The organism is Arsukibacterium sp. UBA5043 (assembly GCA_002415085.1).
Lineage (GTDB): Bacteria > Pseudomonadota > Gammaproteobacteria > Enterobacterales > Alteromonadaceae > Alishewanella.
Genome location: DIBV01000005.1, coordinates 16,691 through 41,138, shown reverse-complemented (window position 1 = coordinate 41,138; position 24,448 = coordinate 16,691). Strand labels below are relative to the sequence as shown.

At 49.3% G+C, this 24,448-nt stretch carries 19 protein-coding genes; all 19 read right to left on the bottom strand.

Annotated elements, in window-relative coordinates; genetic code table 11:
- Positions 1 to 13 precede the first annotated feature (13 nt).
- The 19 genes from B2Q61_RS05845 to tagH all read right to left on the bottom strand — a co-directional run bounded on the left by B2Q61_RS05845 (position 14) and on the right by tagH (position 24,347).
- Positions 14 to 304, bottom strand: coding sequence for a PAAR domain-containing protein (locus tag B2Q61_RS05845; RefSeq protein WP_290615946.1), 291 nt, complete (start codon positions 302 to 304; stop codon positions 14 to 16).
- A 62-nt stretch (positions 305 to 366) separates the two neighbouring features.
- On the bottom strand, positions 367 to 2,181 hold the full coding sequence (gene tssI / locus B2Q61_RS05840; RefSeq protein WP_290615948.1) for a type VI secretion system tip protein TssI/VgrG: 1,815 nt from the start codon (positions 2,179 to 2,181) through the stop codon (positions 367 to 369).
- A 96-nt stretch (positions 2,182 to 2,277) separates the two neighbouring features.
- The gene (locus tag B2Q61_RS05835; RefSeq protein ID WP_097109775.1) at positions 2,278 to 2,757 is read right to left on the bottom strand and encodes an Hcp family type VI secretion system effector; all 480 of its coding nucleotides are present in this window, start codon (positions 2,755 to 2,757) and stop codon (positions 2,278 to 2,280) included.
- A 309-nt stretch (positions 2,758 to 3,066) separates the two neighbouring features.
- Positions 3,067 to 5,724 carry a type VI secretion system ATPase TssH gene (tssH, locus tag B2Q61_RS05830; protein ID WP_290615952.1) on the bottom strand — a complete coding sequence of 886 codons (2,658 nt, stop codon included), beginning with the start codon at positions 5,722 to 5,724 and terminating at the stop codon, positions 3,067 to 3,069.
- A gap of 20 nt (positions 5,725 to 5,744) precedes the next feature.
- Positions 5,745 to 6,740: a type VI secretion system baseplate subunit TssG gene (tssG, locus tag B2Q61_RS05825; protein WP_290615954.1), complete on the bottom strand. Its 996-nt coding sequence runs from the start codon at positions 6,738 to 6,740 to the stop codon at positions 5,745 to 5,747.
- Positions 6,741 to 6,750: 10 nt separating this feature from the next.
- A complete protein-coding gene (tssF, locus tag B2Q61_RS05820) occupies positions 6,751 to 8,583 on the bottom strand; it encodes a type VI secretion system baseplate subunit TssF (protein WP_290615956.1) in 1,833 nt (610 codons plus the stop codon).
- Positions 8,583 to 9,071, bottom strand: coding sequence for a type VI secretion system baseplate subunit TssE (gene tssE, locus B2Q61_RS05815; protein WP_290615958.1), 489 nt, complete (start codon positions 9,069 to 9,071; stop codon positions 8,583 to 8,585). Before tssE ends, tssF begins: the two co-directional genes overlap by 1 nt.
- Positions 9,072 to 9,076: 5 nt before the next feature.
- Complete coding sequence (locus B2Q61_RS05810) at positions 9,077 to 9,928, bottom strand: type VI secretion system accessory protein TagJ (RefSeq protein WP_290615960.1); 852 nt, start codon at positions 9,926 to 9,928, stop codon at positions 9,077 to 9,079.
- A gap of 10 nt (positions 9,929 to 9,938) precedes the next feature.
- A complete protein-coding gene (gene tssC, locus B2Q61_RS05805) occupies positions 9,939 to 11,474 on the bottom strand; it encodes a type VI secretion system contractile sheath large subunit (RefSeq protein WP_290615962.1) in 1,536 nt (511 codons plus the stop codon).
- Between the two features lie 54 nt (positions 11,475 to 11,528).
- Positions 11,529 to 13,019 carry a type VI secretion system contractile sheath large subunit gene (tssC, locus tag B2Q61_RS05800; protein ID WP_290615964.1) on the bottom strand — a complete coding sequence of 497 codons (1,491 nt, stop codon included), beginning with the start codon at positions 13,017 to 13,019 and terminating at the stop codon, positions 11,529 to 11,531.
- 1 nt (position 13,020) lies between these two features.
- Positions 13,021 to 13,521, bottom strand: coding sequence for a type VI secretion system contractile sheath small subunit (gene tssB / locus B2Q61_RS05795; protein WP_290609703.1), 501 nt, complete (start codon positions 13,519 to 13,521; stop codon positions 13,021 to 13,023).
- 57 nt (positions 13,522 to 13,578) lie between these two features.
- On the bottom strand, positions 13,579 to 14,667 hold the full coding sequence (tssA, locus tag B2Q61_RS05790) for a type VI secretion system protein TssA (RefSeq protein WP_290616040.1): 1,089 nt from the start codon (positions 14,665 to 14,667) through the stop codon (positions 13,579 to 13,581).
- Positions 14,668 to 14,745: 78 nt separating this feature from the next.
- The gene (locus B2Q61_RS05785; protein ID WP_290615966.1) at positions 14,746 to 15,516 is read right to left on the bottom strand and encodes a PP2C family protein-serine/threonine phosphatase; all 771 of its coding nucleotides are present in this window, start codon (positions 15,514 to 15,516) and stop codon (positions 14,746 to 14,748) included.
- A gap of 19 nt (positions 15,517 to 15,535) precedes the next feature.
- Positions 15,536 to 16,264, bottom strand: coding sequence for a type VI secretion system-associated protein TagF (tagF, locus tag B2Q61_RS05780; protein WP_290615968.1), 729 nt, complete (start codon positions 16,262 to 16,264; stop codon positions 15,536 to 15,538).
- The gene (gene tssM, locus B2Q61_RS05775) at positions 16,246 to 19,791 is read right to left on the bottom strand and encodes a type VI secretion system membrane subunit TssM (RefSeq protein WP_290615970.1); all 3,546 of its coding nucleotides are present in this window, start codon (positions 19,789 to 19,791) and stop codon (positions 16,246 to 16,248) included. The genes tagF and tssM overlap by 19 nt, the downstream gene beginning before the upstream one ends.
- Positions 19,792 to 19,812: 21 nt before the next feature.
- Positions 19,813 to 21,138 (bottom strand): type VI secretion system protein TssL, long form, encoded by a 1,326-nt coding sequence (gene tssL, locus B2Q61_RS05770; protein WP_290615972.1) that lies wholly within the window; start codon positions 21,136 to 21,138, stop codon positions 19,813 to 19,815.
- Between the two features lie 19 nt (positions 21,139 to 21,157).
- Positions 21,158 to 22,486, bottom strand: a complete 1,329-nt coding sequence (gene tssK, locus B2Q61_RS05765; RefSeq protein ID WP_290615974.1) for a type VI secretion system baseplate subunit TssK — start codon at positions 22,484 to 22,486, stop codon at positions 21,158 to 21,160.
- Positions 22,487 to 22,516: 30 nt separating this feature from the next.
- The gene (tssJ, locus tag B2Q61_RS05760; RefSeq protein ID WP_290615976.1) at positions 22,517 to 23,002 is read right to left on the bottom strand and encodes a type VI secretion system lipoprotein TssJ; all 486 of its coding nucleotides are present in this window, start codon (positions 23,000 to 23,002) and stop codon (positions 22,517 to 22,519) included.
- A gap of 22 nt (positions 23,003 to 23,024) precedes the next feature.
- On the bottom strand, positions 23,025 to 24,347 hold the full coding sequence (gene tagH / locus B2Q61_RS05755; RefSeq protein WP_290615978.1) for a type VI secretion system-associated FHA domain protein TagH: 1,323 nt from the start codon (positions 24,345 to 24,347) through the stop codon (positions 23,025 to 23,027).
- Between the last annotated feature and the right edge of the window lie 101 nt (positions 24,348 to 24,448).

The following is a 24,448-nucleotide window of genomic DNA, read 5'->3' as shown; positions in this document are numbered from 1 at the left end:
GTTGTGCCAAAACTTAGCCACCAATCAGCACAGTCGGTACACCTACCACTATCTTGCCGCCATGGCCTGTGTCATCACCAAGCCGGGCCGCATTTTTGCCATTGATAAACACGGTAGCCGAGCCGCCACTTATGCTGTCGGGTGGCCCGACACACAAAAGTTTATCGCCCTTGCGTGCTGCTGGCATAGCGGCAATACTGACATTAGGAGAGCCTTGTAACACCGGCCCACCTACATGTGGTACCTGACCAGTAACTTTGGGACAGACATGCATACAACCGATTACCGCAGCGGGCTTGCTCATAGTTCACCTGTTTTGCTTTGCATTTATCATCAACCTGCCATTGGTCCTGAACAGCGTTGTCTCTAATTAATGCTAACCTTGGCGCCATTAATGGTAATATTCACGCCCTTAATGGCAATGGAACCGTCGCTTTTCATCGCTATAGAAGCGGCGCCGGTCTTAATCGTAATCGCATCTCCGGCCTCAATGGTGAGTGCTTTCCCCACTTTATGTGTTTCAGCCCCATCTACCTTGGTGCTGCGGTCTTTATTTACCGTGTCTGTATCATTTCCTTTGATCAGTCGGGCGCTGTCATTATCGATATTGATCTGCTGATCGTATTCAACCTGCAGTTTAAAATTCTTTTCCGCGTGCAAATAAAGTAACTCATCACCCTTTTTATCTTCAAAACGGATTTCGTTAAAATTATCAGCCGCCCCCCCTTCACTGGAACGGGTTTTTACTCCGCTCTGGGTTTTGTCTGTGGGTAAATCGTATGGCGGCATATGGTCAGAGTTGTAAACTGCACCAATAATAACCGGTTGATCCGGATCACCATTTAAAAACTCTACCAGCACTTCCTGGTCCCGCCGTGGGTAAAAAAACATGCCCCATTTTTTGCCCGCCCAGTTCTGACTCACCCGGATAGGACAAGAGCTTTCATGGTCGGTAATATCGCTACGATCCCAATGAAACTTCACGGTGACCCGACCTAGTTCATCAACCGAAATCTCCTCAGAACCTTTACAGGTTACAGTGGCAGTTTGCACACCTTGCACCACCGGCTTGGGCGTATGCAGCAGTGGCCGGTATGCCACCTCTTTGGGCACACAACGGAAACTGTTGCTAATTACTTTCTCAAAGCTCTGGCTTGCGCCGTTCTGGTTAATAATGGCTGCTTCTAAGCGCAAATCAGTAATCACATATTGTTTGCCCTCTTCTGCTTTATCTTCATGTTCACTGATAGTAAAGGTGCGCCCGGCGGTAAAACTACGGCAACTGCTGGCCCCTTGCTGCATAGCCATATCACGTTGCAATGCTTCAAGCCTAATGGTGGCGATGGCTTTAGAGCGGCTGTGGGTTTGGGCTTCTGCCCCATAACTGAAAACTTCATAGTCAGCATGTTTACTGACCAGACTGCCCTTGCCATAACTACCAGTAGGTAACGCTTTGGGCTTTTCCAGATTGTATCCGCGCTGCACAAACTTACCCGGCACCATTTGTATCGCTTTTTGCCACTGGCTGATATGTGCCTCTGCCAGGGTACCGGTGTGAAACTTAACGTTCTTTTCTGTACACGGTTCATATGCTGAAGATTTATCAGCGAGAATCAGCTTGTGCTGGCCTTTGCTGTGTTCAAAAAAGTAGAAGATACCTTCTTGTTCCAGCAAGCGGCTGACAAAACTGAAATCCGCTTCTTCATACTGTACTTTATACTCGTAATCAGGATAACTGCCGCTGATTTTAGAACTGGCATCCAGTTTAATACCATGCTCACCGGCTAGCATTTCGACAATTTTCAGCACATTACTGGCTTTAAAAATGCGACTATTCACCTTATGTTGCATATACCAGGCTGCTGGAACAATACTAAGGTGATAGTCGCGAAAACGATTGCCGCCGGCTTCTTTATTAACTCGTAAACCTAAAGAATTAACCGCGGCTACCACACCATGAATGTAACGCTGGCGGTTATTACCTAGTTCAAGGGTTATACAAACCTCTTTACCAATCAAATCTTTAGCTGCTATTTCCTGACCGTTTGTGTACACCGTCGCTGCCAGTGAAAATAACCGGGATATTCCTTCATCTAATACAAACCGGGTCAGATAAAGCGCATCCTTACCCAGCGGGGTATCAATTCTGATGCTGTTTTCATCCTGGGTAGCTTTTTGCATCCGTTCGCCTCAATTAAGCATGGATTGGTAAAAAGTTCGGGGTGGTGATGAGTAAATACAGCTGATACCGCTGGCGGCATCAGCTGTATGTCAACCTTACAGCTTGGCGCCTTTAACGCCGCTGTAACCGTATACCAATGGCGCTGTAACGTTGTTTTTATCGTCTGTCGGGGTAACAGTCATCATCAGCTCGGTGTAGCTGATGACGATAGTTTCAACAGGACGGTCACCCGAAACTGACATCTGATAGCTGCTGATCATGGCATCAGTCAGTTCAATTTTCATGATTTCTTCAATTTTGTCGCCTTGCTTGGTAATGTGGAATACCGCCTTCTGGCCTTTACCAATAGTCGCTTCTTTGAATAGATCCGGTGATGATTTGTCTTGCAGTTTAGTAATAACAATATCGTTTAACCGGGTAGAACTGGCTTCACGATCCATCGCAGTACCGGTGTAAGAAGTTAACTCGCGGTGAGAACCCCAATCCATCGATAGTACGGTGATCATGTCTTTAAATTCATCAGCGGTAGATTCGCCTTTGATCGCGCCATACTGCAGGTAGGTATTTGCTTGCATGCTATGCTCCTTTTGCATATTTAAAATAGTGTCCACAGAGGACAGATATAAACCCGGGCAAACCTCACCCCGGCTAAACGCCTAAAAAACACTTCCTACAGCCACTATGAATACCACAAACAAATTTAACATTGTTTAAACATTAAAGCGGACTTTGTTGGTAAAGTACTTTTTCAAACTGCCTAAATTATACATTCAACGAAACTATGATCAACTTTTAATTAACTTTTTATTTTTATATTTAACCGAAAATAGTTCACAACAGAATTGCCGGGTTTTGCAACCCGGTATGTTTATATTTTGTAATATTTAATCAATGTAATAGTCGAAGTTTTCACCATTAAAACTTAACTGCACCTGTTGTATTATTTGCTGCTGCGCACTTCGCTGCAGGATCAATACTGACAGTTCTGGTAATAAGGTATTTTGCAAAATATTATGAATGGTACGGGCACCTGAGCCGGCGTCCTGACAGCGGCTGACAATAGCGTCTACTACTGCCTGCTCATAGCTGAATGCGGCACTATAATGTTGTTGTAACCGTTGTTCTATCCTTTGTAACTGTAAAGCGCTAATCAGCGCCAGTTTGTCATCATCCAATGGCAGATAGGGAATAACATTTACCCGCCCTAAAAAAGCGGGTTTAAATATCTGCAGCAAATCGTCTTTCAGTGCTTTAGTCAGGCCTGCGATCGAAGGCGCTGTTTCCGGGTCTTCAAATAATCGCATCGTTGTGTCAGTGCCGACATTAGAGGTCATAATGATAATGGTATTTTTAAAATCGATATCGCGTCCTTCACCATCTTTAATGGTACCTTTATCAAATACCTGATAAAAAATGTCCTGCACACCGGGGTGTGCTTTTTCCATTTCGTCCAGCAAGACCACGCTATATGGCTTACGCCGCACTGCTTCCGTTAAAATACCACCCTCACCGTAGCCAACGTAACCAGGGGGTGAACCCAGTAACAATGACACTTTATGCTCTTCTTTAAACTCCGACATGTTAATGACGGTAAGATTATCCTCGCTGCCGTAAACCTGTTCTGCTATCGCCAGCGCTGTTTCAGTTTTACCCACGCCACTTGGCCCGGTTAATAAGAAAATACCATTGGGTTTATTTTCATCTGCCAGTTGCGCCCGTGACGTTTGCACGGTGCGGGCAATCAGTTGCAGAGCATGTTGCTGCCCGACGACTCTCTCGGCCAGGTGCTGTTCCAGTGCCAGTATGTTATTAATTTCATCAGCGTGCATTTTACCAAGTGGTATGCCTGTCCAGTCAGCAACTACCTCGGCGATCAGCTGCCCGGTAACCTGCCAGTGCACCATGGGCATGGTAAGTTCAGCTAATGACGCCCGAAGCGCGTTCAGCTCTTCGAGCAGCGGTCCGTTTGTTACCGCAGGTTCATTGCCCGGCTCAGGGTTATCGGTAGTTATCGTTGTCGCATTTTGTTGCAGCTGTGCTGCCAGCTGTCGCGCCCGGCATACCCATTCACGCTGGGTTTGCCATTGTTGCTGCAGCTCGCTAAGGCTGCGTTGCGCTTGGGTTAATTGCAGTTGTAACTCTTCTAGCTGACTGGTATGAATTTCACCCAGCGTTTGCTCTCGCTGCAACACACTTATTTCACTGATTAGCTGATCAACTTTCCGCTTTTGATCTTCTACCGGGCCAGGTATCGCATCCTGGCTCATTGCAACCCGGGCACAGGCCGTATCCAGCAGCCCTACGGCTTTATCCGGCAGCTGGCGGCCACTGATGTAGCGATCAGATAAATACGCAGCGGCTTGCAAAGCGTTATCGGTAATACTCACGCCATGATGACGCTCCATCACGTCGAGTAGACCCCGCATCATCAGTACTGCTTTAGCCGGGCTTGGCTCTTCTACTTTTACTACCTGAAAGCGCCGGGTTAATGCCGCGTCTTTCTCAAAGTACTTTTTGTATTCAGCCCAGGTGGTCGCAGCGATGGTTCTGAGCTCACCACGGGCCAGCGCGGGTTTCAGTAAATTAGCAGCATCGTTTTGCCCTGCCTGACCACCACTACCAATCATGGTATGGGCTTCGTCAATAAACAAAATAATCGGGGTTGGGCTCTGCTTTACCTCGTTAATCACGTTTTTCAGCCGGTTTTCAAATTCACCCTTCATGCCGGCACCTGCTTGCAACAGCGCTAAATCGAGCACCCGCAACGCAACAGACTTAAGTTTTTCCGGCACATCAGCTGCAGCAATGCGCAGTGCTAAACCTTCCACAACCGCAGTTTTTCCGACACCGGCTTCACCGGTTAGAATCGGATTGTTCTGGCGGCGGCGGGTTAAAATATCGATCATCTGGCGGATTTCAAAATCCCGGCCAACAATCGGATCAATCTTGCCAGCGCGGGCCTGCGCCGTTAAATCAATAGTGAATTGATCCAAAGCAGGCGTTTTACCAGGCTTAGTGGCTATTCCCGCTAATGGTGCGTCGCCCTGTGCCGATACACTACCGTGCTCAGTAGACTGAGCCGCCAAGCCCGGCCATACCCGCAGCAACTCAGCCGCGTTTATTTTATCCAGCTCTGGAATACGGCGCAGCATCAGGCCGGCAAGGCTTTCATCCTGTAGCAAGGTATATAACAAATAGGCACTACGAACCTGCTGGTCACCAAATTCAATAGTGGTGTTAAGCCAGGTTGCTTTTAACCAGCTTATAAGTTGAACTGCGATACCCGGTAGTGAGTTATTTCCGGTCTTCAGCTGTTCTAAGGCATGCTGCAGCTGGTGGTGAACTTTATCCGTGTCCACGGCAAAAGCCCGAAATAACAAGGCAAAGTCAGTGTTGTCGCGTTGCAGCAACGCATCCAGCCAGTGTTCAATCTCTACCGAATAATGACTGCGTGACTGGCAACGTGCCGTAGCAGCTTCCAACGCCTGTTTACAGTCATTGTTAAGTGTTTCTACCAGACTTTTTAAAGTACTTGTCGACATACATGCTTCCTGTGCATTTATTAAAGCCGGCCCAGTTGGAAACCCACCTGAGCAGAATGCTGCGAAACTGCAGCGCGAATACTTAAGCGGCTACCCCGGCCCAGCACAGTTTCTCTGCCAGCAAGGCGGCTACAGGCAAAATCTTGCTGTTTACCCTTAATAACCAACCGAACCTGTAAATGCGGATCGAGATAACGGCCGACGATCTGCTTAACCAACTGGTAATGGCTGCCACCTGGCAATAACCCGGGCAATTTACCGGCTGGCGCAGCTACCTCAATCACCACCTCTGAACTGACATCCCATACCCGCTGCCCCAGCATACTGGTTTGGCCCAGTGCGCTATTCTGACCTTCAGGCAGGTTGCGACCACTTAGCCGGGTTTGCTCGTCTTTATCTAACGCTAACCAGCGCCCAGATAAGGAAACCACCTTAACGGGAGCGCCGAGTAAATCCGTTAAAATCTGCTGTAAGAACTGGCCTGATCGATTACGCTGGCTAAAGGCGCCCGCGTAATACAGCCCAAGGTTGTCATTGCAGCCACTGAGGTGTTGCAGTAACGTGCTGAACGGGTCGTTTAAACCATCAGCAATCTCGTACTGACAGGCAAAGCGGTATTTTTCCCAGGCCCGGTAATACAGTGAGATCAGCCGGTGATTAAACATATCGAAAAAGTCACGCATCGCGCCGTCGCGTTGTTTTAACCGCTGCAACAGCATTTCAGTATAATGCTGCGGCAATACGCCACTGGGCCCGGTTAACCCCAGAAAGCTGACGTATAACTCCAGTGCCAGTTGATCGTTATTGTTGGTGCGCGCGTTTGCCTTGTTAATAGGTTGGCCGGCAAAACCCAAATGTTGTTCAGCTTTAAACCGGACCAACTCAGCGCCGGGAAACGCGTCGCGTCCCACCCCATGCCACTGCTTTTGTTCAGCGCTAAATTGGCGCTCTATCTGATACACCGCCTGATAAAAATCGAAATCGCCCGGGTTGGCTATTAGTACCGCTAAACTCATAGTGTTAACTTCATAACAGTACCCTGCTGCCTACCCGGGCGGGCCAGCGATGATAGAGTTGTTCGTGTTCTTTGAGTTTGACACTGAGCCGGGTATAGCTGTTGACGCTGGCATATTGCGCAAAAAACGCATCTAGAATGTTGGCAAAAAAATACACATTGCTACCGCTATAAGCAGACTGGCTAAATTCCAGTAAAATTTCGGTACCACTACAGACAGCAATCCTTCCCTGCTGATTTACCCGTGCCGAGCCAGCAGTAAGGGTTAAGCCGGCAATGCCATCAATCAACGCTTTAGATTCCGGCGTACAACGAAAATCGTACAGTTTCAGGGTTTCCTGCAAAACCGTTAATGCCCGCTCGCCACTGAAATGATTCAGGGTAAGGTGGTTAACCAGCTGCCAGCGGCTGCTTTCAGCTAATGCCGGACGTATGCTCATGGTTGGTGCGGTCAAACAGCGTACCGATTTAATCACATCAGCATGTTTGCTAATGGCAAATTCGGGCTCACCACCGCCAAAGGGCAAATAAGCAGGCTGGTTGCGGTTACTACACAAGGCGTTAACCTGAATAACCCAGTTTTGCTGCTCATCGCTATTACTAACCCCTTTGAAGTGACGGTCAATAATGGACAAATATACTTCAGTACCCGCCTCTGCGTAGCCTCCTGCCCAGTCAACAAATTCACGGCGGGTATGCCAGAACAGCTGCTGTTGCACCAGGTAATCTGGATGGCCCTGGCTGTAATAAGGGTTAAGAGTTAATTCATTACCTTGCGGGTCAAACGCCTGCACCTGCTGTACCTGCACCACCTCACAGACATCGGCATCAAGATAGCGCGGGGCCAGTCGGTACTCATATTGGGCAGACTCCAACTTCACTGGCTCCAATTTTTGTTTAAATAAGTTAATCACCGGAGTGCAGCCCAGTAGTACGCTGTCGGCGGTAATATGACGCTCTAACTCATCCGCACCTTCGGCCAGATAAAAATACAAGTCCACTTTATCGGCAATCCCCGGCCAGCTTGGATCCAGCTCGTTGAGGGCAAAAAACAAAAACTTTTCCGGACATAAAAATTGCTCAATCAACAGCCGGTAGCCACTGAAGCTGCGCTGACTGTAAGGCACTACCTGCTCATCGTCTGCAAAGCCAACGGCTTGTAAGTGACGTGGTTGCAAAAATCGCATGTGTTCAGGCTTGCCTGATGGGGCAACGCCGATACTGATCACCTGGCGCAGGATCAGCTCAAACAATTTGTAAACATGATGGCGCTGACCGTTCAGATAGAATCGCAACTTTCCTACCGCTAATTCCTGCAGTGAGGTGTTTTCAAACTCACAGGCTAAACTCAGCTTTAATAATGCTTTAGCAATCTGGCTGGATGGCGGTTTCGGCGCATGAAATGGTGCATTCTTAAATTCTGCCTGTACCACCTCCAGCGGCCAGATATCAGTATCGTAGCAACTCTGGAACGTACAGGGCTTTAGCCCCTCTGCCCGGGTTTCAAACTGGGTGCCCCGTTTGACGCAGATCCCTGAGGTCGATAAATTCTGACTCACCAGTTTTAACACCGATATCGAGGGGATGGGCGCCTGGTAATCCGGATACATCTGGCCAAGTAATGCATCTGTCAGTTCCGGAAAGCTGTCATCCAGCTTCTGTCGAATTTGCCCACTAAGTAAAGCAAAGGCCTCAATTAAGCGCGATACGTGGGGGTCTTCTACCGTCTCTTCACTGATCCGCAACCGGCCGGCGATTTTCGGATATTTTTCAGCGTATTCGGCACCCATCCGGCGGATAAAAGTCAGTTCACGATTGTAATACTTTAGTAACTCATCATTCATTACTGATAATCCCTGATGGTCAGCCCCAGATGAACCGGCTCTACCTCCGAGTCAAACATAATATGTTCGGGTTCGGGGTCAGCATATAGCAACGCCTGGATCCGTAACCGTAACACCCGCTCAATATTTTGGTCCTCATCAGCCAGCGTTACTTCTACCTCGACAAACCTGGGTTCAAAGCGCCGGATACATTGCTCTACTGCCCGACATAACAGTTGCCGGCCTTCAATAGAGTCGACTACCATTACCGAGAAATCGGGCAGACCGTAGTTCAGCAGGCTTTGTTCCAACTCGCTGTAACTCTCAGGCCAGACATGCCATTGCACCCTGGTATTAAGCAGGTTTTCCAGATCACGCCGCACACTTTGCCGCAGCGCTTTTAAATCAAAGCCACGACGTTGCCGGCCAGGATCTTTCTGGCCCGGCGCATCGTCAATCAGCCGATCGAGCAGTGACATTTGCAACGCTTGTTTCTGATGCACTTTCATTGACGTTATTCAGCCATTGCCGTACTGACAACCGCCTCGGTTTCGCCTTCAGTGCTAAGCTGATGGATATCGCCCAAAGCCACTGCTTGCTCACCCAACAACAACATTTTCTGGCCAGTACCGGTAATCAGTCGGGCGCTATGTTCATGCCAGTCGGTAGCCCGGCCTAGCTGAATCACCGGATCAGCAGCGGCCTCTGCGCCGCTAGCCATTAGCGGAGTTGACACATAAATAAGGGGTAAAAAAGCCTCACCCTGAGGACCATCAATAATACTGATGTCAACCCGCCGCCAAATAAGGTCAAGCAGACTTTTGACAGGATGCAGCTTTAAACTGGCGATTTGTTCAAACCCCGCCAGATAATACTTACCATCGGTGCCAAATAATTCCAGATACCCAGCCAGGCTGTCGTCCAGATCCCGGATGTCCGAATGGCATTGGTCGAGATGAGCAATAGCAACCTGCGGCCTTAATTGTTCCATTTCCTCAGCCGCCATTGTCGCGGCAGCGATGTCATGTTCATGCATGGCTAAGCGTAGCTTTAACAACGCGCTGAACATCAGTGTTGGTTCACCAAACAACGTGGCCGTCATGCCGCCCTGGTAAAAATCACGCCGGGCAGTTTCTGCCCTGATCAGTTGCCGGACATTAACGGCGCCGAGTAGAAAATCCGGATGCTGACGAACTATCATGTCCAGCTGTGCATCAGCTTTATCCAGCTCACCCGCTATACACAGCAACTCAACGTATACTGCGCGCATCTGGGCATTCAGTGGGTCGTCCCGCAGCGTCGCCAGGGCATGGCTCAACGCAGGCTGTAACTGACCACTACTGATCAACGTATTAAGTTTTTTCATTTAAGATCCCTCAGGCTGACGCCTTTTGCTTCGGAGACAGCTCCGCGACTAACTTTACTGATGTCACCATCTGATCGAGCTGAAAATGAGGCTGCAGCTGGATCACTGAATAATAACGGCCGGGCTGACCCCGTTTTTCTTTAACTTTTATCTGTGCTTCCCGCAAAGGCCGGCGCGCCCTCACTTCATATGAGGCATCAGCAGAGGCCGTGGTGTAGTTATGCAGCCAACGCTGCAATTCTTGCTCGCAGTGTTCTGCAGAGACGTACCCCCCCACTTTGTCGCGACCAATGACTTTGATGTAATGGGCAAAACGGGCCACACATAAGATGTATTGCAGCATGGCCGAAAGCCGCGCGTTTACACTAGATAGGGTTTTATCGTAAGCTTTGGCTTCCTGCACCGACGCATTGTTATAAAAGGCATAGAAATCACTGTAAGGCACCGCCGACAGCGGCACAAAACCGGCATCTGATAACGCTGCTTCAAAGCGGTGGCCCACCAGCAAATTGACCGAGGGTTTATTGAACGGCTGGTATTTCTCCGTTTCATACTGACTTACCGGCAAATGCGTCACCAGCCCAAAATTATAATGGCCGGCTTTCATGCCGCGTATTTGGCCAAACCAACCAGACTCGCTGTATGCCCTGACCAACACCCCGGCAAATGCCCAGGCGGCATTACCCCATAAATAGTCTCGCTGCGGCTGGCTAAATTGCTCTTTAAACACGAAGCCTTCCGTGCGACTGCCATCATCTTTATAGGGCGGGCGCATCAGTACTTGCGGCATTACCAGACCTAAAAAGCGGGCATCTTCCATATTGCGAAGCGCCCGCCATTTAACATATTCCGGTTGTTTAAACTGGCTGGCGATATCACTCACCTGGCCCAGCTCTGAGAAATGGTCAACCCCAAATAAGGAAGGATGCGCCGCAGTAATAAAGGGCGCAAAAGCTGCAGCGGCGGTTCGGGCTACCTCTTTTAACGTATCAAGATCATTAATACTCTGGCCGCGGCGGATTTTGTGACTGATTTGGTAATCGCCAATTAACACCCCAAATGGTTCGCCACCAGCCATGTCAAATTCGTTATCATAAATAAGTTTGAAAAAATCACTCTGGTCAAAATCGATAGCCCGGTTAATATCTTTGCTAAGCTCAGGCCAGGAAAGAGAAATAAGTTTAACTTTCACTTTTTGTTCCCGATCAAAACGCTCTGTCTGCTCAGTCAGATACAACAAACCCCGCCAGCTTGCTTCCAGTTCCTGCAGCAACTTATGATGTAATACTGCATTCAGTTGCTGGTTGATAAGAAAATCAATTTCAGCAATGGCCCGGCCCAGCACCGGTATCACAAAAGCTGCGCCGACACAGGGACGGTTTTCAATATGTTGCAGCCAGAACAGCACCGCTTTTAGCGGATCGGACTCCCGTAAAAAACGGCTCAGTAAACCTTTTCTGGCATAACGGGCATAGGACGGACAGGGACTGGCGTCCTCCTCTGTATCAAATACTGTATCAGCAACAAAATTAACTGCGTCAGCCATGACTTTTCCGTCCCTGCCTCTATTAACTGCTCAGAGTGAGTTACTAAAACCCGCTTAGCTACCCATTTCCGGAATTTTGGCTACTAAACGTAATGACGTAGACAATTCTTCCAGTTGCAGCCATGGTCGTAACCAGGCTACGGCATTGTAAGACCCGGGGCGTCCGGGGATCTCACGAACCTGCACCTTAGCATCGGCCAGCGGATAACGGGCCCGGACTTCCTGGCCACTGCCTTCTGACGCATTGACATAAGTCAGGATCCAACGATTAAGCCATACTTCCACATCCTCGGCTTCCATAAAGCTGCCGATTTTGTCGCGGGCCAGTACCTTCAGATAATGGGCAAACCGTGATGTCGCCATTAAATAAGGCAGGCGGGCAGAGATGGCAGCATTCGCTGTCGCTTCCGGGCTTTCATATTTTTTCGGTTTCTGGGCGGTCTGGGCACCGAAAAATACCGCGTAATCAGTGTTTTTGTAATGGCACAGTGGCAAAAATCCCATTTTGCCAAGCTCAGCTTCCCGCCGGTCGGTAATGCCTATTTCGGTAGGACATTTCAGATCCGGGTCGCCATCATCACTCATAAAGATATGTGATGGTAAACCCTCCACTTTACCGCCACCTTCCGCGCCGCGAATGGCGGTACAGAAGCCATACTGGGCAAAGGCATTGGTCAGCCGGCTACCCAGTACATAAGCAGCATTCATCCAGCAGTAATGGTTATGGTTGGTATTTTTTGCTACCGCTTTCTGAGTATCCAGTTCGAACTCTTCATAACCAAACTCTTCTACCGGCGCTGTGGTACTGCCATAAGGCAAACGTGCCAGCACCCGCGGCATCGACAACGTGACAAAGCGCGAATCATCACTGTCACGGAATGAACGCCATTTGGTGTACTCCAGTGATTCAAAAATCTTTTCCAAGTCACGTGGTTTGGAAAGCTCAGTCCACTCATCAAAACCAAACAGGGCCGGTGAAGCACTGGACAAGAACGGGCAAAAACCAGCGGCAGAAACATTTGACATATAGGTCAGAGTTTCAATATCTTCCGGATGATTGGTAAACTCATAGTCACCAATGATGGCGCCATAGGGTTCGCCACCCGGGGTGCCGAATTCTGTTTCATATACTTTCTTAAAGGTCTGGCTCTGGTCAAACTCAACTGCTTTACTTAAATCTTTGTAAAGCTCTTTTTTGCTCATGCTGATCATACGGATCTTCAGCGAGCTACCGGTTTCGGAATTAGTAACCAGGTGATTAAGACCACGCCAGCTGCCTTCTAATTTCTGAAAGTCTTCTGCGTGCATAATAGCCGCCAGCTGATCAGAGATTAGGGTATCAAGCCGGTTAATTGCCTCGTTAAAGGTTACCGTCAGGTTTTTATTCCAGCTAACGGTACCGCTCATTGCTTCTTCGGTTAGCGTCCGAATTAATTCTTCAGCGCGCGATGCATCTGTCTGCTTGGTGGCACCGATAGCCTGGTCAAGTAGTGAGGCAAACTCGGTGCTGCTGTCGTGGCTTTGTGCTAAGGCTTCCGTACTCATATTATTTGTCCTCTACATTCAGTTCCTGCGCCAGCTGTTGCAGGTCAGCATCACTGTTAAGTACCCGTTCCAGGATATTTTCAAGATCTTCAGAGCGGTCAATTTTGGTCATCAGATCCCGTAATTTGTTACGGGTAGCCATCAGTTTTTCCAGCGGCTCAACCTGACGGACAATGGCCGCAGGCTCAAAGTCCTGCATCGATTTAAACTGCAAATCCACGGCAAACTCGCTGCCATCGCCCGCCAGTTTATTTTCCACTTTAAAATTAAGCTTCGGGTTCATCCGTTTAAGTACTTCGTCAAAATTATCGCGGTCAATTTGAACAAAGCGTCGGTCTTTTAACGGCTTTAGTGCCTGAGTATTGTGGCCGGCGAAATCGCCCATTACCCCTACTACAAACGGCAGTTCTTTTTTTACCGCATTACCTTCGGTTTCTACATCATAAGTAATGTGGACCCTGGGTTTGCGCACCCGTGACAACTTACTGTGAATACTTTCCATTTACGCTCTCCTATCATTTGTCTGTCGTGGCCGCGCAGGCAACGCTGGCCGGTTGCACTACTTAGTCTGCGGTATCCCCGCCAGACGAAAATAACTGTTTCGGGTATTGTTATCGTCAATCAGCTCCTGCAAAAGCTCCGGCAAAGTAAGATCACTCCAGCGGATCACCTGCTCAAGCGCGTACGACATTGGCGAATGAGGTTCGGTCTTACGAAAAAAATCAACAGCATGTTGCAACGAGCGAATTACCTGCTGACGTGATTGCAGTTGCTCATCGACATTATTAGATGGCGGGTTAACCAGGAAGTCAGCTTCGCCAGTTGCAGCGGAATCATCAGCCACTTTCAGCTTATCTGCTGCCAGATAGCTCACCGCATCCAGACACTTTTGCATGGCTTTACTAATGGCAGTGGTTGGCTGCGGCTCGCCGGCCATGGCAGCATCCATTGCGTCAGACAATAGTTTAAACTCACTAATCGCCTGCTGAATGTCATGATAAAGTTGCTGATAAAATCCGGCCGGGGTTTCCTGCACCGCCTGTTGAATTTGCTCCAGGCTGGCGATACCGGCATCAGCTCGAAGTTTTTGCTTACTTTCATCTTTGCGGGATAAGTCGGCGGCGCGTACATATTGCCAACAGGCAAAACACCCTGTTGAACTGACATCGGTAATGGGAATACTTAATATTGGGGTAATTAGCGCGCCATCACCTTCATAGCCATTGAGGCCAACCAGCGGCGCTATCCGGGCGTCCATGCCTTCGTCATCCGGCAGTGGATACAGATCCTGCCAGAAATGTTCAATTAGTAAACGGGTCACTTTAAATCCGGCGGCCAGGCCGGCAAAACCCTCTGTGCGACACCAGGCTTCAATCAGCCAGGCAGCATATTCCAGATCCTTACTTTGCTCAGCTAATATATCGGGTAATGCCTGGGCAAGCGGTCGCCAATCGAGTACCAGCGCCTGAAAATCTTCGTCCTCAAACAACATCGCCCGTTCATTGGCCCGAGCCTGGCTGCGCACGTCTTTTAAAGTGTAATACTGCGAGGTAGGAGAGATATCGCTACGAGGATCGATGCCCGTCGGCGCATGCTCTGCAACGGGTTTAATTAACAACTCGAAATCTATTAACTCACTGCGATCCATCACAATTAACCATTAAATCTATTAACAGCAAAATATGTTACTTTATAGCTCACAAAATAACAACATATCAAACTATATTTATACATTTTTCAGGTTTAGTGGAATTGTTTTGTCATTTTCATTAACATTTGTTTCGCGGCGCACTTTAATCAGGATGCTAGTGATATTGTCTTTAGCCCCGGCAACTAACGTAGAATGCAACAATGCTTTACTGGCGTCAGCAATATCATCATGTTGTAAATATTGATAAATTTCATTATCAGGTAACTCTTTTGTTAAACCATCGGTACACAATAAAAATAAATCATCTGGCTGACAGGTGTCTGAATTCAATGCAACATCAAGTTGTGCGTCAACCCCTACCGCCCGGGTAATTACATTTGCCAGTTCATGGCTCTCTGCTTCGCTGGCCGCCAACAACCCTTGAGATATCATTTCATTAACCTGGCTGTGATCATGGCTTAATTGTTTTAATGTGTTGTTACGTAATAAATAACAGCGGCTATCTCCAGCCCAAAGTAAGTGATAGCTATCCTGCTGAATAAACAAAACCACCACAGTAGAGCCGGCCAGCGTGCCAAGCAGCTGTTGCTGACTGTATTTTACCAATGCCCGATTGGCATCCTGTAATGCCTGGCTTAGTATGGTTGCACTTAACGCCTCTCCGGCACTGTCCACCGCCGTTTTCAGCAGGTCCATCACCATTCGGCTGGCGACGTCACCAGCGGCATGACCTCCCATGCCATCAGCCACCGCCCATACGCCGGCTTCAGGCAGCGCCAAACAGGCATCTTCGTTAAGTTTTCGAACTAAGCCTTTGTGGCTTTGGGCATGAAATGCAATTTGCATAAAACTGAAACCATCCGGATTAATATTGAATATGTTTTTGCTGCCAGTTCCAGCGTGACCAGTCGCCATCCAACATCGCTGCATACTGGCTAACCTGAGGTAAACCAGAGGTCACCAGCAAGCAGGGGGCGACATGCTCAGAGCCATTGGTCCACCACAGGCAATAACGTGAAAACTGTTGCTGGTAGCTCTGATGCAACAAACCAAGACTCTCCAACGGCTCACTGCCACTGATCGTCCAGGCCTGACGAATGGCTTCATTGTTGCTTTGACTGACACTGATTCTCTTTGCTTCAGGCCAGGCAACATGCAGCTTGCCAAGCGCTGCCAGCCACTGCTGCAAATTAAAGCCGTCGTCCAGGGTAGCAAGTACCTGCTGTTCGAAGGTGTCACACCAGTCCCGTTCCTGCCACGCCTGAACCGGAGTGACGGCCAATTCAGCCGCCAGCGTAAAGGGGTAATGGCGTCCTACCTGATCGACCGATGGCATCAGGGTACCGGCCATTGCCTGATCGCTACAGACACCTGCAGATAAGGCAAAGTGCCAGACCGGACTAGTCAGGTAGGTTTCCAGCCAGGTCGCACCAAGTTGTTCCCGACTTACCGCAAGCACTGCCTGCAGCCATTCATTCCAACTATCAACAAAGGCAACCTGGAGCCCCTGAGCCAGAAAATCTCCCTGGCTGGCGACTTTTCCGCAAAAGCCTAACGTTGAGTTGATGGGTGATATTACAGGCTGGCCGGACACGAGAACGCCTCCAGTTCGTTGCTCCAAAACGGCGTGTTGACCGTATCTGGAACCAACTCCAGCCGGGCTTTATTGCCCTGCACCGCCAGATGCAGCACTTTATCACTGCGGGTTTGCGGCCGAGCCAGCGTTAGTTCATCCAGTAAGCGGAACCAGGACCACTCCCCTTGATAGCTGACGTTTGAAGACAGGCCGGCATTTGCCGGGGTAAACACCAGCCGGGTCTGTAGTTTGTTGCGATCGCCCGGCCAGTAAAACTGGCTGGAACGGGTTGGTCCATGCCGGTAAGACAATTCCTGTCCCGCAATGTCCAGCATCAGGTGGGTAATATGCCGATCGAGAAATAATGGTTTTAAACTAAAGCCAACTTTCAATTTCTGGCTGCCCGGTTCAAAAAACGTGCTACGAATACGCTGGGCACTCTGAAAGGTCTTTAGTACGCTGGCATTCAGCCCTATGTCTTTTTTGAACGTCCACGCCGTGCGACTGGTGTTAACAAAGGGGCTCAGATAATCATTAAAAAAACTGTCTAACGTGCCGCCATATCCGAAGAAACGCTCAAAGTCGCGTAATTTAATATCGGAGCTAGCCTGGCGATTCAGCGGATAACGACCAGCAATAGCGCCGCGATACTCACTGAGTACCTTGCCTTGCCAGGCTTCATTAATATGTTGCCGACTGCCGCTGGCAAACAGCTGTGCGGTATCGCTGGAAATGTTACCCAGCCAGGTACTGAACGGCGCCGGCACTTCACTGCGGATCCGGCGCAGAGCCACATTCAGCTCATTCGCTTCCTCTGAGTTAAGCTGGTTGGCATAAGCCTGCCGCGCCCTGCCCCCAGGCGCATATAAGCGTTCCAGATAATCATAGTAGCGCCGGGTAGTCTGGCCAATTTGTTCCAGCTGCGCATCGTTAATGGCCAGCAATTCAGAAAACGCCGCCTCAACTTCTTTACCCGGTAAACTGCGACTGACATCGGGCATCTCGTCTGGTAATACCCTGTTTAAGCGGCGGGTCTGGCTGGAAAACTGAGTCTGAGCTACCTTGCCGGCCACATCTGCTGCCATATCGAGTTCGGCCGATTCCGGCAACTGGGTTAGTCGCAGATTTTGCTGCGCCGCTTTTATCAGGTTCTGAATAGGCTGCTCCGGCCCTGCCAGAATTTTAGTGTGAGCCAGCCCCTGTTCAACATTGGTGATAGGCTGCATTTCGATGTCGTTTAGCAACTCCTGCCATAAATATACATAGTCCCGCATATAGCGCATGGTAACCTGGGCAGATAAATCAGCATTGCTCTGCTTTGCGGCGCCATCGTCCTCATCACCGTATACCCAGCTGTCCGACAGCAGCTGGCGAATGATCCGGCGCTTCTCAATGTTGAAAACACCATGAAACCCCTGATAAGTATATAAGCCTGAAATACCCTGGCGCAGCGGTTTACCACTGCGCCGGCTGAACAGCGTTACGCTGTCAGTTGCCAGCACGTCTGACAGGCGAAAATCTGGAATATGGCTATCCATCAGCTCAGTTCGGATCCGCTGATAAGCGCGCTCAGCTAATGGCACTGTCATCAGCAGATCACGGGTGCCTGCCACCACCTTTTCGTCAAAACGGGCACCCTGAATACCTGCCTGTAATAGCGCATCCAGATGGCTTTGTAATGAGTTTCGAAGCGGCTGGTTAATTTCAGCCGGCAACAGGCGCTCAGTAAACTGGGCAAACCAGGCCTGCACCTGCTCTGCTTCAAATCGCTCCGGCTGAAAAATCATCAGATAGGTTTTCAGGGTTTCATATAAATAATCCCGATGCTCAGCATGCTGCTGCATTTCAGCCGTTAAACTTGCCAGCAAATAGGGTACAAACTCGGCATACAGCGCCCGCTGATAAGCTGTTTTAGCAGATTGACCTAATTTGTCTCCCTGATATAAGCCAAGATTTTTTGGCCCGTCTGCTGGTAATAAACCAGCATAGCCAGCGGGCATATCACGCAGCACATTCAGCTGCTCGTTAAGTTGCAGCATCGATTGTTGCGCCTGCGATTGCTCGAGGCTATGGTACTGTTGCAATGATAACGCCACGTCATCAACCAGTTGCCGGTTCCAGTGGTAACTGGAAGTCCAGGCACTCAGTAACCACACTGACACAACAGCACTCGCCGCCAAAGTGCCATGCCTGATCCAGCGATGTTTGTTTTTATGCTGCAAATTTACCGAGGCCAGCTCCCGTTCCGGAATAACAATTTGCTCAAAAAAGCGTTTTAAAAAGTAACTTTTTCCCTCGCCTGTATGCCGACGCAGCGGCGGCTCGGCCAGGCCAAAGTTACCACCGAGCTGCGCCATAATCCGGTCAATCGGCTGGCCTTGCTGGGTGGCACTGGCAATATAGACGCCCCGCAGCATAGTGGCTTTTTCAAAGGGATTAGGCGAAAAAATCTCTTTTAGAAAGTCATCGGCGGCACTTTGCAATAATCGTAACTGACGAGGAAATTCATAAATGGCAGCCCGGCTTTGTTGCTCGCGCTCCGTTTGCAGCCGGTGGTACAAGCGCTGGTGTAACCGGTTCACTATGGCGTGAAATTCTTTATTAAACTGAGCCACCACCCCTTTTTCTTCATTCTCGGGATGCAGTGAAAAGGTGGTTCCCCATACCTGTTCCCGATCCTCCGGCGCCAGATCATCAAAAAACTCAGAAAAACCGGCAATTAAATCTGCTTTAGTAAACATCACATACACCGGGAAGCTCATCCCCAACTGGTTTTGCAGTTCCTGCACCCGCTGCTTAATGGCTCTGGCATGTAAGTTACGCTCGGTACGGGTCTGGTTTAGTAAATCAGCCAGACTGACGAACACAATAACCCCGTTTATTGGCCGGCGTGGCCGGTGCTTGCGCAGCAATCCTAAAAAACCCTGCCAGGCGGATGCATCTTGTTGGGCGTGACTGTCCTGCGTGGTATAACGACCGGCGGTATCGATTAACACGGCCTGGTTGGTAAACCACCAATCACACTGCCGGGTGCCGCCAATGCCCTCAATGGCATCAACCCCCATTTGTTCTTTTAACGGAAACTCCAGGCCAGACTGTTGCAAAGCGGTGGTTTTACCTGAGCCTGGCGGCCCAATCAGCATATACCAGGGTAACTGATATATATCCCGCGCTTTGCTAAAACTGGCGTGTTTTAAAATATCCAGGGCCTTTTGCATTCTGCCACGCAGTATTTCAATATCCCGTTTCGCCATCGCATCCTGTTGCTGATGCTCATCGCCATTTAGCAACGTATCTACTGCTTGCTTATGTGAGCGGTCTTCACGCATACCCCGGATATAATGACTGGCACCCCATATTAATGCGATAAGCAGCAGCGTAACCAGCCTGGCGGTGGTGCTGGCCAGTGGCTCGACACCCGCGATAGCCACTAATGGGCCACCAAACCAGATTAACAAAGCCAGTGCGGTTAAACCGAGTAAGGTTATCAGCCAGCCTGCAGTCATAATGCGGCGCAATGAGAGAAAAAAACCTTTAAGTTTCATTTATTTAGTCCTTGCACTTCACTATTGCGCTAACAAATCTATTTCAACCCGACGGTTAAGTGCCCGGTTAGCTGCAGTATCATTGGTCGCTATCGGATCAGCTTCTCCGCGCCCTTCTGGCCATAACCGACCATGCAACTGACCGCCTGCTGCCAGCGCATCAGCCATAGCGTTGGCTCTGGCTAGTGACAAATGCCAGTTCGATGGATATTTACTGGTAAAAATGGGCAAATCATCGGTAAAGCCAGTTACCAGAATACGACCATCCACCCCTTCGAGCGACCTGGCAATTTTGGTAATTACGGGCTGAAAACTTTCATTAATTGTCACACCGCCCGCAGTGAAAAGATGATGCAGGCCTACCCGGATCCGTACCCGATCAGGCAACTCTATTACCTGTAACATATCGCGCCGAATTTCGGTTTGCAGCAGTTGTTGTAAGTGAACAGCATCCTGATGAGGTTTGCCACTCTTGCCTGTCACCGCATCAGGCTGCCAGTTCACCAGCGCATTTAATTCGCGATGAACCTGATTAGAGTAACTATTAACCTGATAATTAAGGTACATATAAACGCCCAGCAATAACGCCGCGATAACCGAACATAGCACCCACAATGGCAAGCGGTTTTCCAGCGCGCCGGATTGCACCGCATCGCTGTGCCATTTTGGCGACAGCTCGCGGGCGGGCTCACCACGCTGACTGCGGATCGCTTTGTAAGCACGATCTTTGATCAGCTCCAGTTTCTCGTAGCCGCGTTCTTCAACCCGCATTTTGCCAACAAAGCCAAAAGATAAGCATAAATACTGCAGTTCCAGTAACGTCAGATTTTGGGCCGGCTGACTTATAGCGCTCTCCAGCAGAGTAAAGAAGTACTCACCGCCAAAGGTCTCATTATGAAATGTTGACAACAGGCTCTCAGTCGCCCAGTCACTGTTCCCCCCCCAACTGGTGTTCAGTACAATTTCATCGATAAAGCAGCACAGGGTATAACGAGCCTGCTCAATAACCTCTGCCACAATTCCTTTAACCCGAAGCTGCTGCTCGTACTGATTAATCAGACCAACACACTGTTTTTTTAAGCCATTAACATCATTGTGGCTGGGAGTACTACGAATAGGGCCTACCAGAGAAAACAGTACTGCGGCTTCATCAACCAGCACGTTGTCACTGATCGACAACGTTGGCGGCATCTGGCCCGGTACACTGTTGCGATTGCCAGTAGCAATCCTGGTTTTATCATTGTTAACACTGCCGCTCACTGCCGGCTCTGGCGGGGCAGCAGGCGCAGCCTCTGGTCGGATGGCGCGACCACCCGGCCGGGGTTTTATAATGGTTTGATCAGACATTAGCTTCCATCCCTGTTATTCAGGCTTTAATGGCCCAGAGTTCCAGCTTTAACCCGGGATAATTACCCGATAAATGCAAAGCCAGTGCGCCACTGTTTGCCAATCGCTGCCAATAAATACTGGTTTTATCTAACTGAAAGTAGTGATAGCCGGCGTGATACGGCACCTGTCTTGGTGCGACCGGCAACCCCGTTACCGCAATACCGGGCAGCTGGTTGTTAACCAGTTCACGTATATGCTCAACCGGGCCAATTTTTAATCTGGCCGGTAAATGTTTGCGGATATCCTCCGCAGGCAAGTCGGCACTGACTGCCAATACAAACTGGGCATATTCAAGCAGGGTTTTATCGGTTAGCGGTGATACTAAAATGCCGAACTTAGCCTGCTCTAATGGCAGTGCCTGCGCGGTCTGTTCCAGTACCACGCTGAGGGTCTGATTCATAATCACTGCTAAGTTGCCAAAAACAGGGGTCAGGTCCTGATGAATATAGGGTGGAAACTCAGGTGGCCTTTTCTCTTTACTGGTAAAGGTAGCCAGTTCACCGAGCATGCTCACCATCAGCTGATACAACGCCAGCGGGTTGCTACCATCAAGTTGCTGCCAGTGCTTTAACACTGGCTCATACCGGTTGAGCACCTGTAACATCAGAAAGTCGGCAATAGAACTGCTGGTTCCCTGCCCTTTGCTAATCCGACTGCTTAATGCCTGCGCCCGTTGATTTAGCATGCCAAGGGTTTCAGTAATCAGCGCCTTAAGCGGCGGGTTACGCTGTACATTTAAAAGCGGCGGAATAAACTTATCCTCCAGCTTCACTTCACCCTGATCGGAGACTTCCCGGATCCGCGCAATAGCAAAACCAATAAAGCCACTTCTATCGTCACTTTCCAGCTTCAGCAATACTCTGAGCCTGGCCAATTGTAATGTCTCTGCAGCCACTTCAGCTAAACTGGTATCGGTCAGAGTGTGGTCAGCAAAATGAAAGCGGGTTATCTGTTCGCTATCCGGTTGAGCAATATTTACACCATTTGCTCTGTCAACCGCCAGACACAGATACACCTGCTGATCGCGACACCCCTTGCCAATACTAAGGGGAGCTGGCAAGGGTTCAATGTCAGGTAATTCGAGTAAGGTGCCATCGGGCAGAATACCGCGCAAACTGGTTAAGCCAAACTGGCTGAACTTTAAACACTGGCTGTCAAGCTGATAATCGTAAACGCCCCAGCTAAAAGGCGCTAGCTGTTCCTGACGGCTTTGCTGGTTGTAATGCAGATGTCGGTCTTGTTGTTGAAAGTGCTGCGGCCGCAAAAACATGCCCTCTGACCAGGCAATTTTACTGAATTCACTCATTTGCTTTTTACTCCAGGCAAATTACCGCGTTTAACGGCTTGGCCGTTCTAAATCATGTTCACGGATATACACGGCAAGCTTGTCAACGTAGACATAAAAATCGTCATAACCTGTTGGTTTAACGTCTACTACTGCACGCCAGCGGGCACCTTCAATATCACGGTATGCGGCAATCACAGCAACGGCTTTGGTGGTAGGTAGCAACGTCATTTTGTATTCTGTGCGCTGGCCTGGCTCAAACACCAGCTCGTCTATTTTAAGCAGGTCAGTGCGCAGGGTTTGTTCAGGATTGTCATACAGCGCAAAAAAGTCCTGATTTTCAAATACCGTTTTAGAAGCCAGCTCGTACACACGGATAATTACCGGCGAAGGCCGCTGGTCTGCATCAGGGTTGATGTCTTGTGCTACCCGGAAATGCAGCGTCGTAGACGGCGGAAAAGTGGAATAAACAGCCTGACAACCCTGTAATAAGTACATAGACATCATGACTAACACCAGCAGGTAGATCCGTTTCATAGTTGACAACTCCATTGATCTGTCATTTTTGTTTGGATAAGTATTCTTCATAGGCGCGGATAAAATCATCATTTACGCCACCTTTTGCAGTACGGCTAACCTCAGAAAGTAGCTCCTGGTGCAGCGCCTGAAATAAATTCCAGTAACGGTTGTAACGCTGGCCAGGGTTCACTTTATCAATAAAACTGGCGCCAAAGTCCCGTTGCTCTATCTGCTGCGGCGTAAGCTGAGCAAGCAGTCCCTGCATTGACCCGGCAGCGCCGGCAATGATCGCAGCTTCATGTTGACTCATATCGGAAAACGCCGCACTAACAGCCTGACGCGGTGCCATAAAGCTGCTGGCGTTATGATTAAATAAGTTATGAAAGGCTTCGCTGACATTGGCTGAAAATTTCAGAGGATTGTTTTCCCGCTGTTGAAACGTGGTCTGGTTCACCCGCAAGGTATTTTTCAACTCTGAGCGGGAACGCATCACGTCAATGATGCCCTGCAGCGATGCCTGAAGCGCATCACCCAACTGGCCCCACCAGGCGGGGTTTTGCAGCTGTTGAGCCGGTGGCATGGGTACCTTGAGGGCAGTCAGAAATGCCTGCAAACAATGCCCGGCGTTTGCCTGTGCAGCGCCGCTATCCTGGGTGTTTGGCGTTGTGCTAAGCAGCGGATCAACTTCGTTACTTGTCAGGTTCAGGGGCTCCTCTGGCAAAGTGTCATGTTGCCAGTTCGGTTGCCAGTCATCGGGAATAAGGCTTTGCGGCGGGGAAAAACTTTCAGTTAACATATCACTATTTTCCAGGGCATCACTCTGAGAATAGCCGTCGGTTTGCTTATAATCTGAATCTTCTGCCCCTAATGGTACCGGCGCTGCTGACATTGCCACGGTTCCAGGCAACGTTGACTTGCTCTGCATATGAACAGCAGCAAAGTCGCTGACTTTCAGCCCCTGAGCTGGTGTACTCTCAGGCAGACTCTCTGGCCTGTTCGCTGCGCCGGACATGGCGTGCGTTGGCGCTGTTATGATGGCAACGTTAATTTCATAGTCACCCAGACACAATAAATCACCGTCTGTCAGCAAATGTTGCTGCCCCTTTCCAACCGGGGTAACTGCACGATTAACAAATAAACCATTGGTTGAATGGTCCGTGATCCAGAAACCATCGCGTTGATAGCTAATTTGACCATGAATGCTGGAAACAACGCGCTCCGGATCAGGCAGATGCCAGTCAGCATGCTCAGCCCGCCCGAGAGTACCACCTTTACCGTCAAAGCGTTTCAACGCCACCTGACGAGGTGATAACCGGTGATAACTTAACACCGATAGCTCCAGTAACATATCCGTCTGACTCACTTAACACTCCCTGCCAGCATTAATCAACTTAGTACAATAATTTTACCAAAAGGTTGCAGGCGCAAAGATTAGAGCCAACAATAGTCGAAGTCAATATATAT

Coding starts and splice junctions, on each gene's coding strand:
- tssJ (WP_290615976.1), bottom strand. CDS start 23,002: ATGAAACGGATCTACCTGCTGGTGTTAGTCATGATGTCTATGTACTTA.
- tssA (WP_290616040.1), bottom strand. CDS start 14,667: ATGGATCGCAGTGAGTTAATAGATTTCGAGTTGTTAATTAAACCCGTT.
- tssF (WP_290615956.1), bottom strand. CDS start 8,583: ATGAATGATGAGTTACTAAAGTATTACAATCGTGAACTGACTTTTATC.
- tssC (WP_290615962.1), bottom strand. CDS start 11,474: ATGGCTGACGCAGTTAATTTTGTTGCTGATACAGTATTTGATACAGAG.
- B2Q61_RS05845 (WP_290615946.1), bottom strand. CDS start 304: ATGAGCAAGCCCGCTGCGGTAATCGGTTGTATGCATGTCTGTCCCAAA.
- tssL (WP_290615972.1), bottom strand. CDS start 21,138: ATGTCTGATCAAACCATTATAAAACCCCGGCCGGGTGGTCGCGCCATC.
- B2Q61_RS05785 (WP_290615966.1), bottom strand. CDS start 15,516: ATGCAAATTGCATTTCATGCCCAAAGCCACAAAGGCTTAGTTCGAAAA.
- tssG (WP_290615954.1), bottom strand. CDS start 6,740: ATGAGTTTAGCGGTACTAATAGCCAACCCGGGCGATTTCGATTTTTAT.
- tssB (WP_290609703.1), bottom strand. CDS start 13,521: ATGGAAAGTATTCACAGTAAGTTGTCACGGGTGCGCAAACCCAGGGTC.
- tssC (WP_290615964.1), bottom strand. CDS start 13,019: ATGAGTACGGAAGCCTTAGCACAAAGCCACGACAGCAGCACCGAGTTT.
- tssK (WP_290615974.1), bottom strand. CDS start 22,486: ATGAGTGAATTCAGTAAAATTGCCTGGTCAGAGGGCATGTTTTTGCGG.
- B2Q61_RS05835 (WP_097109775.1), bottom strand. CDS start 2,757: ATGCAAGCAAATACCTACCTGCAGTATGGCGCGATCAAAGGCGAATCT.
- tssE (WP_290615958.1), bottom strand. CDS start 9,071: ATGAAAGTGCATCAGAAACAAGCGTTGCAAATGTCACTGCTCGATCGG.
- B2Q61_RS05810 (WP_290615960.1), bottom strand. CDS start 9,928: ATGAAAAAACTTAATACGTTGATCAGTAGTGGTCAGTTACAGCCTGCG.
- tssH (WP_290615952.1), bottom strand. CDS start 5,724: ATGTCGACAAGTACTTTAAAAAGTCTGGTAGAAACACTTAACAATGAC.
- tssI (WP_290615948.1), bottom strand. CDS start 2,181: ATGCAAAAAGCTACCCAGGATGAAAACAGCATCAGAATTGATACCCCG.
- tssM (WP_290615970.1), bottom strand. CDS start 19,791: ATGAAACTTAAAGGTTTTTTTCTCTCATTGCGCCGCATTATGACTGCA.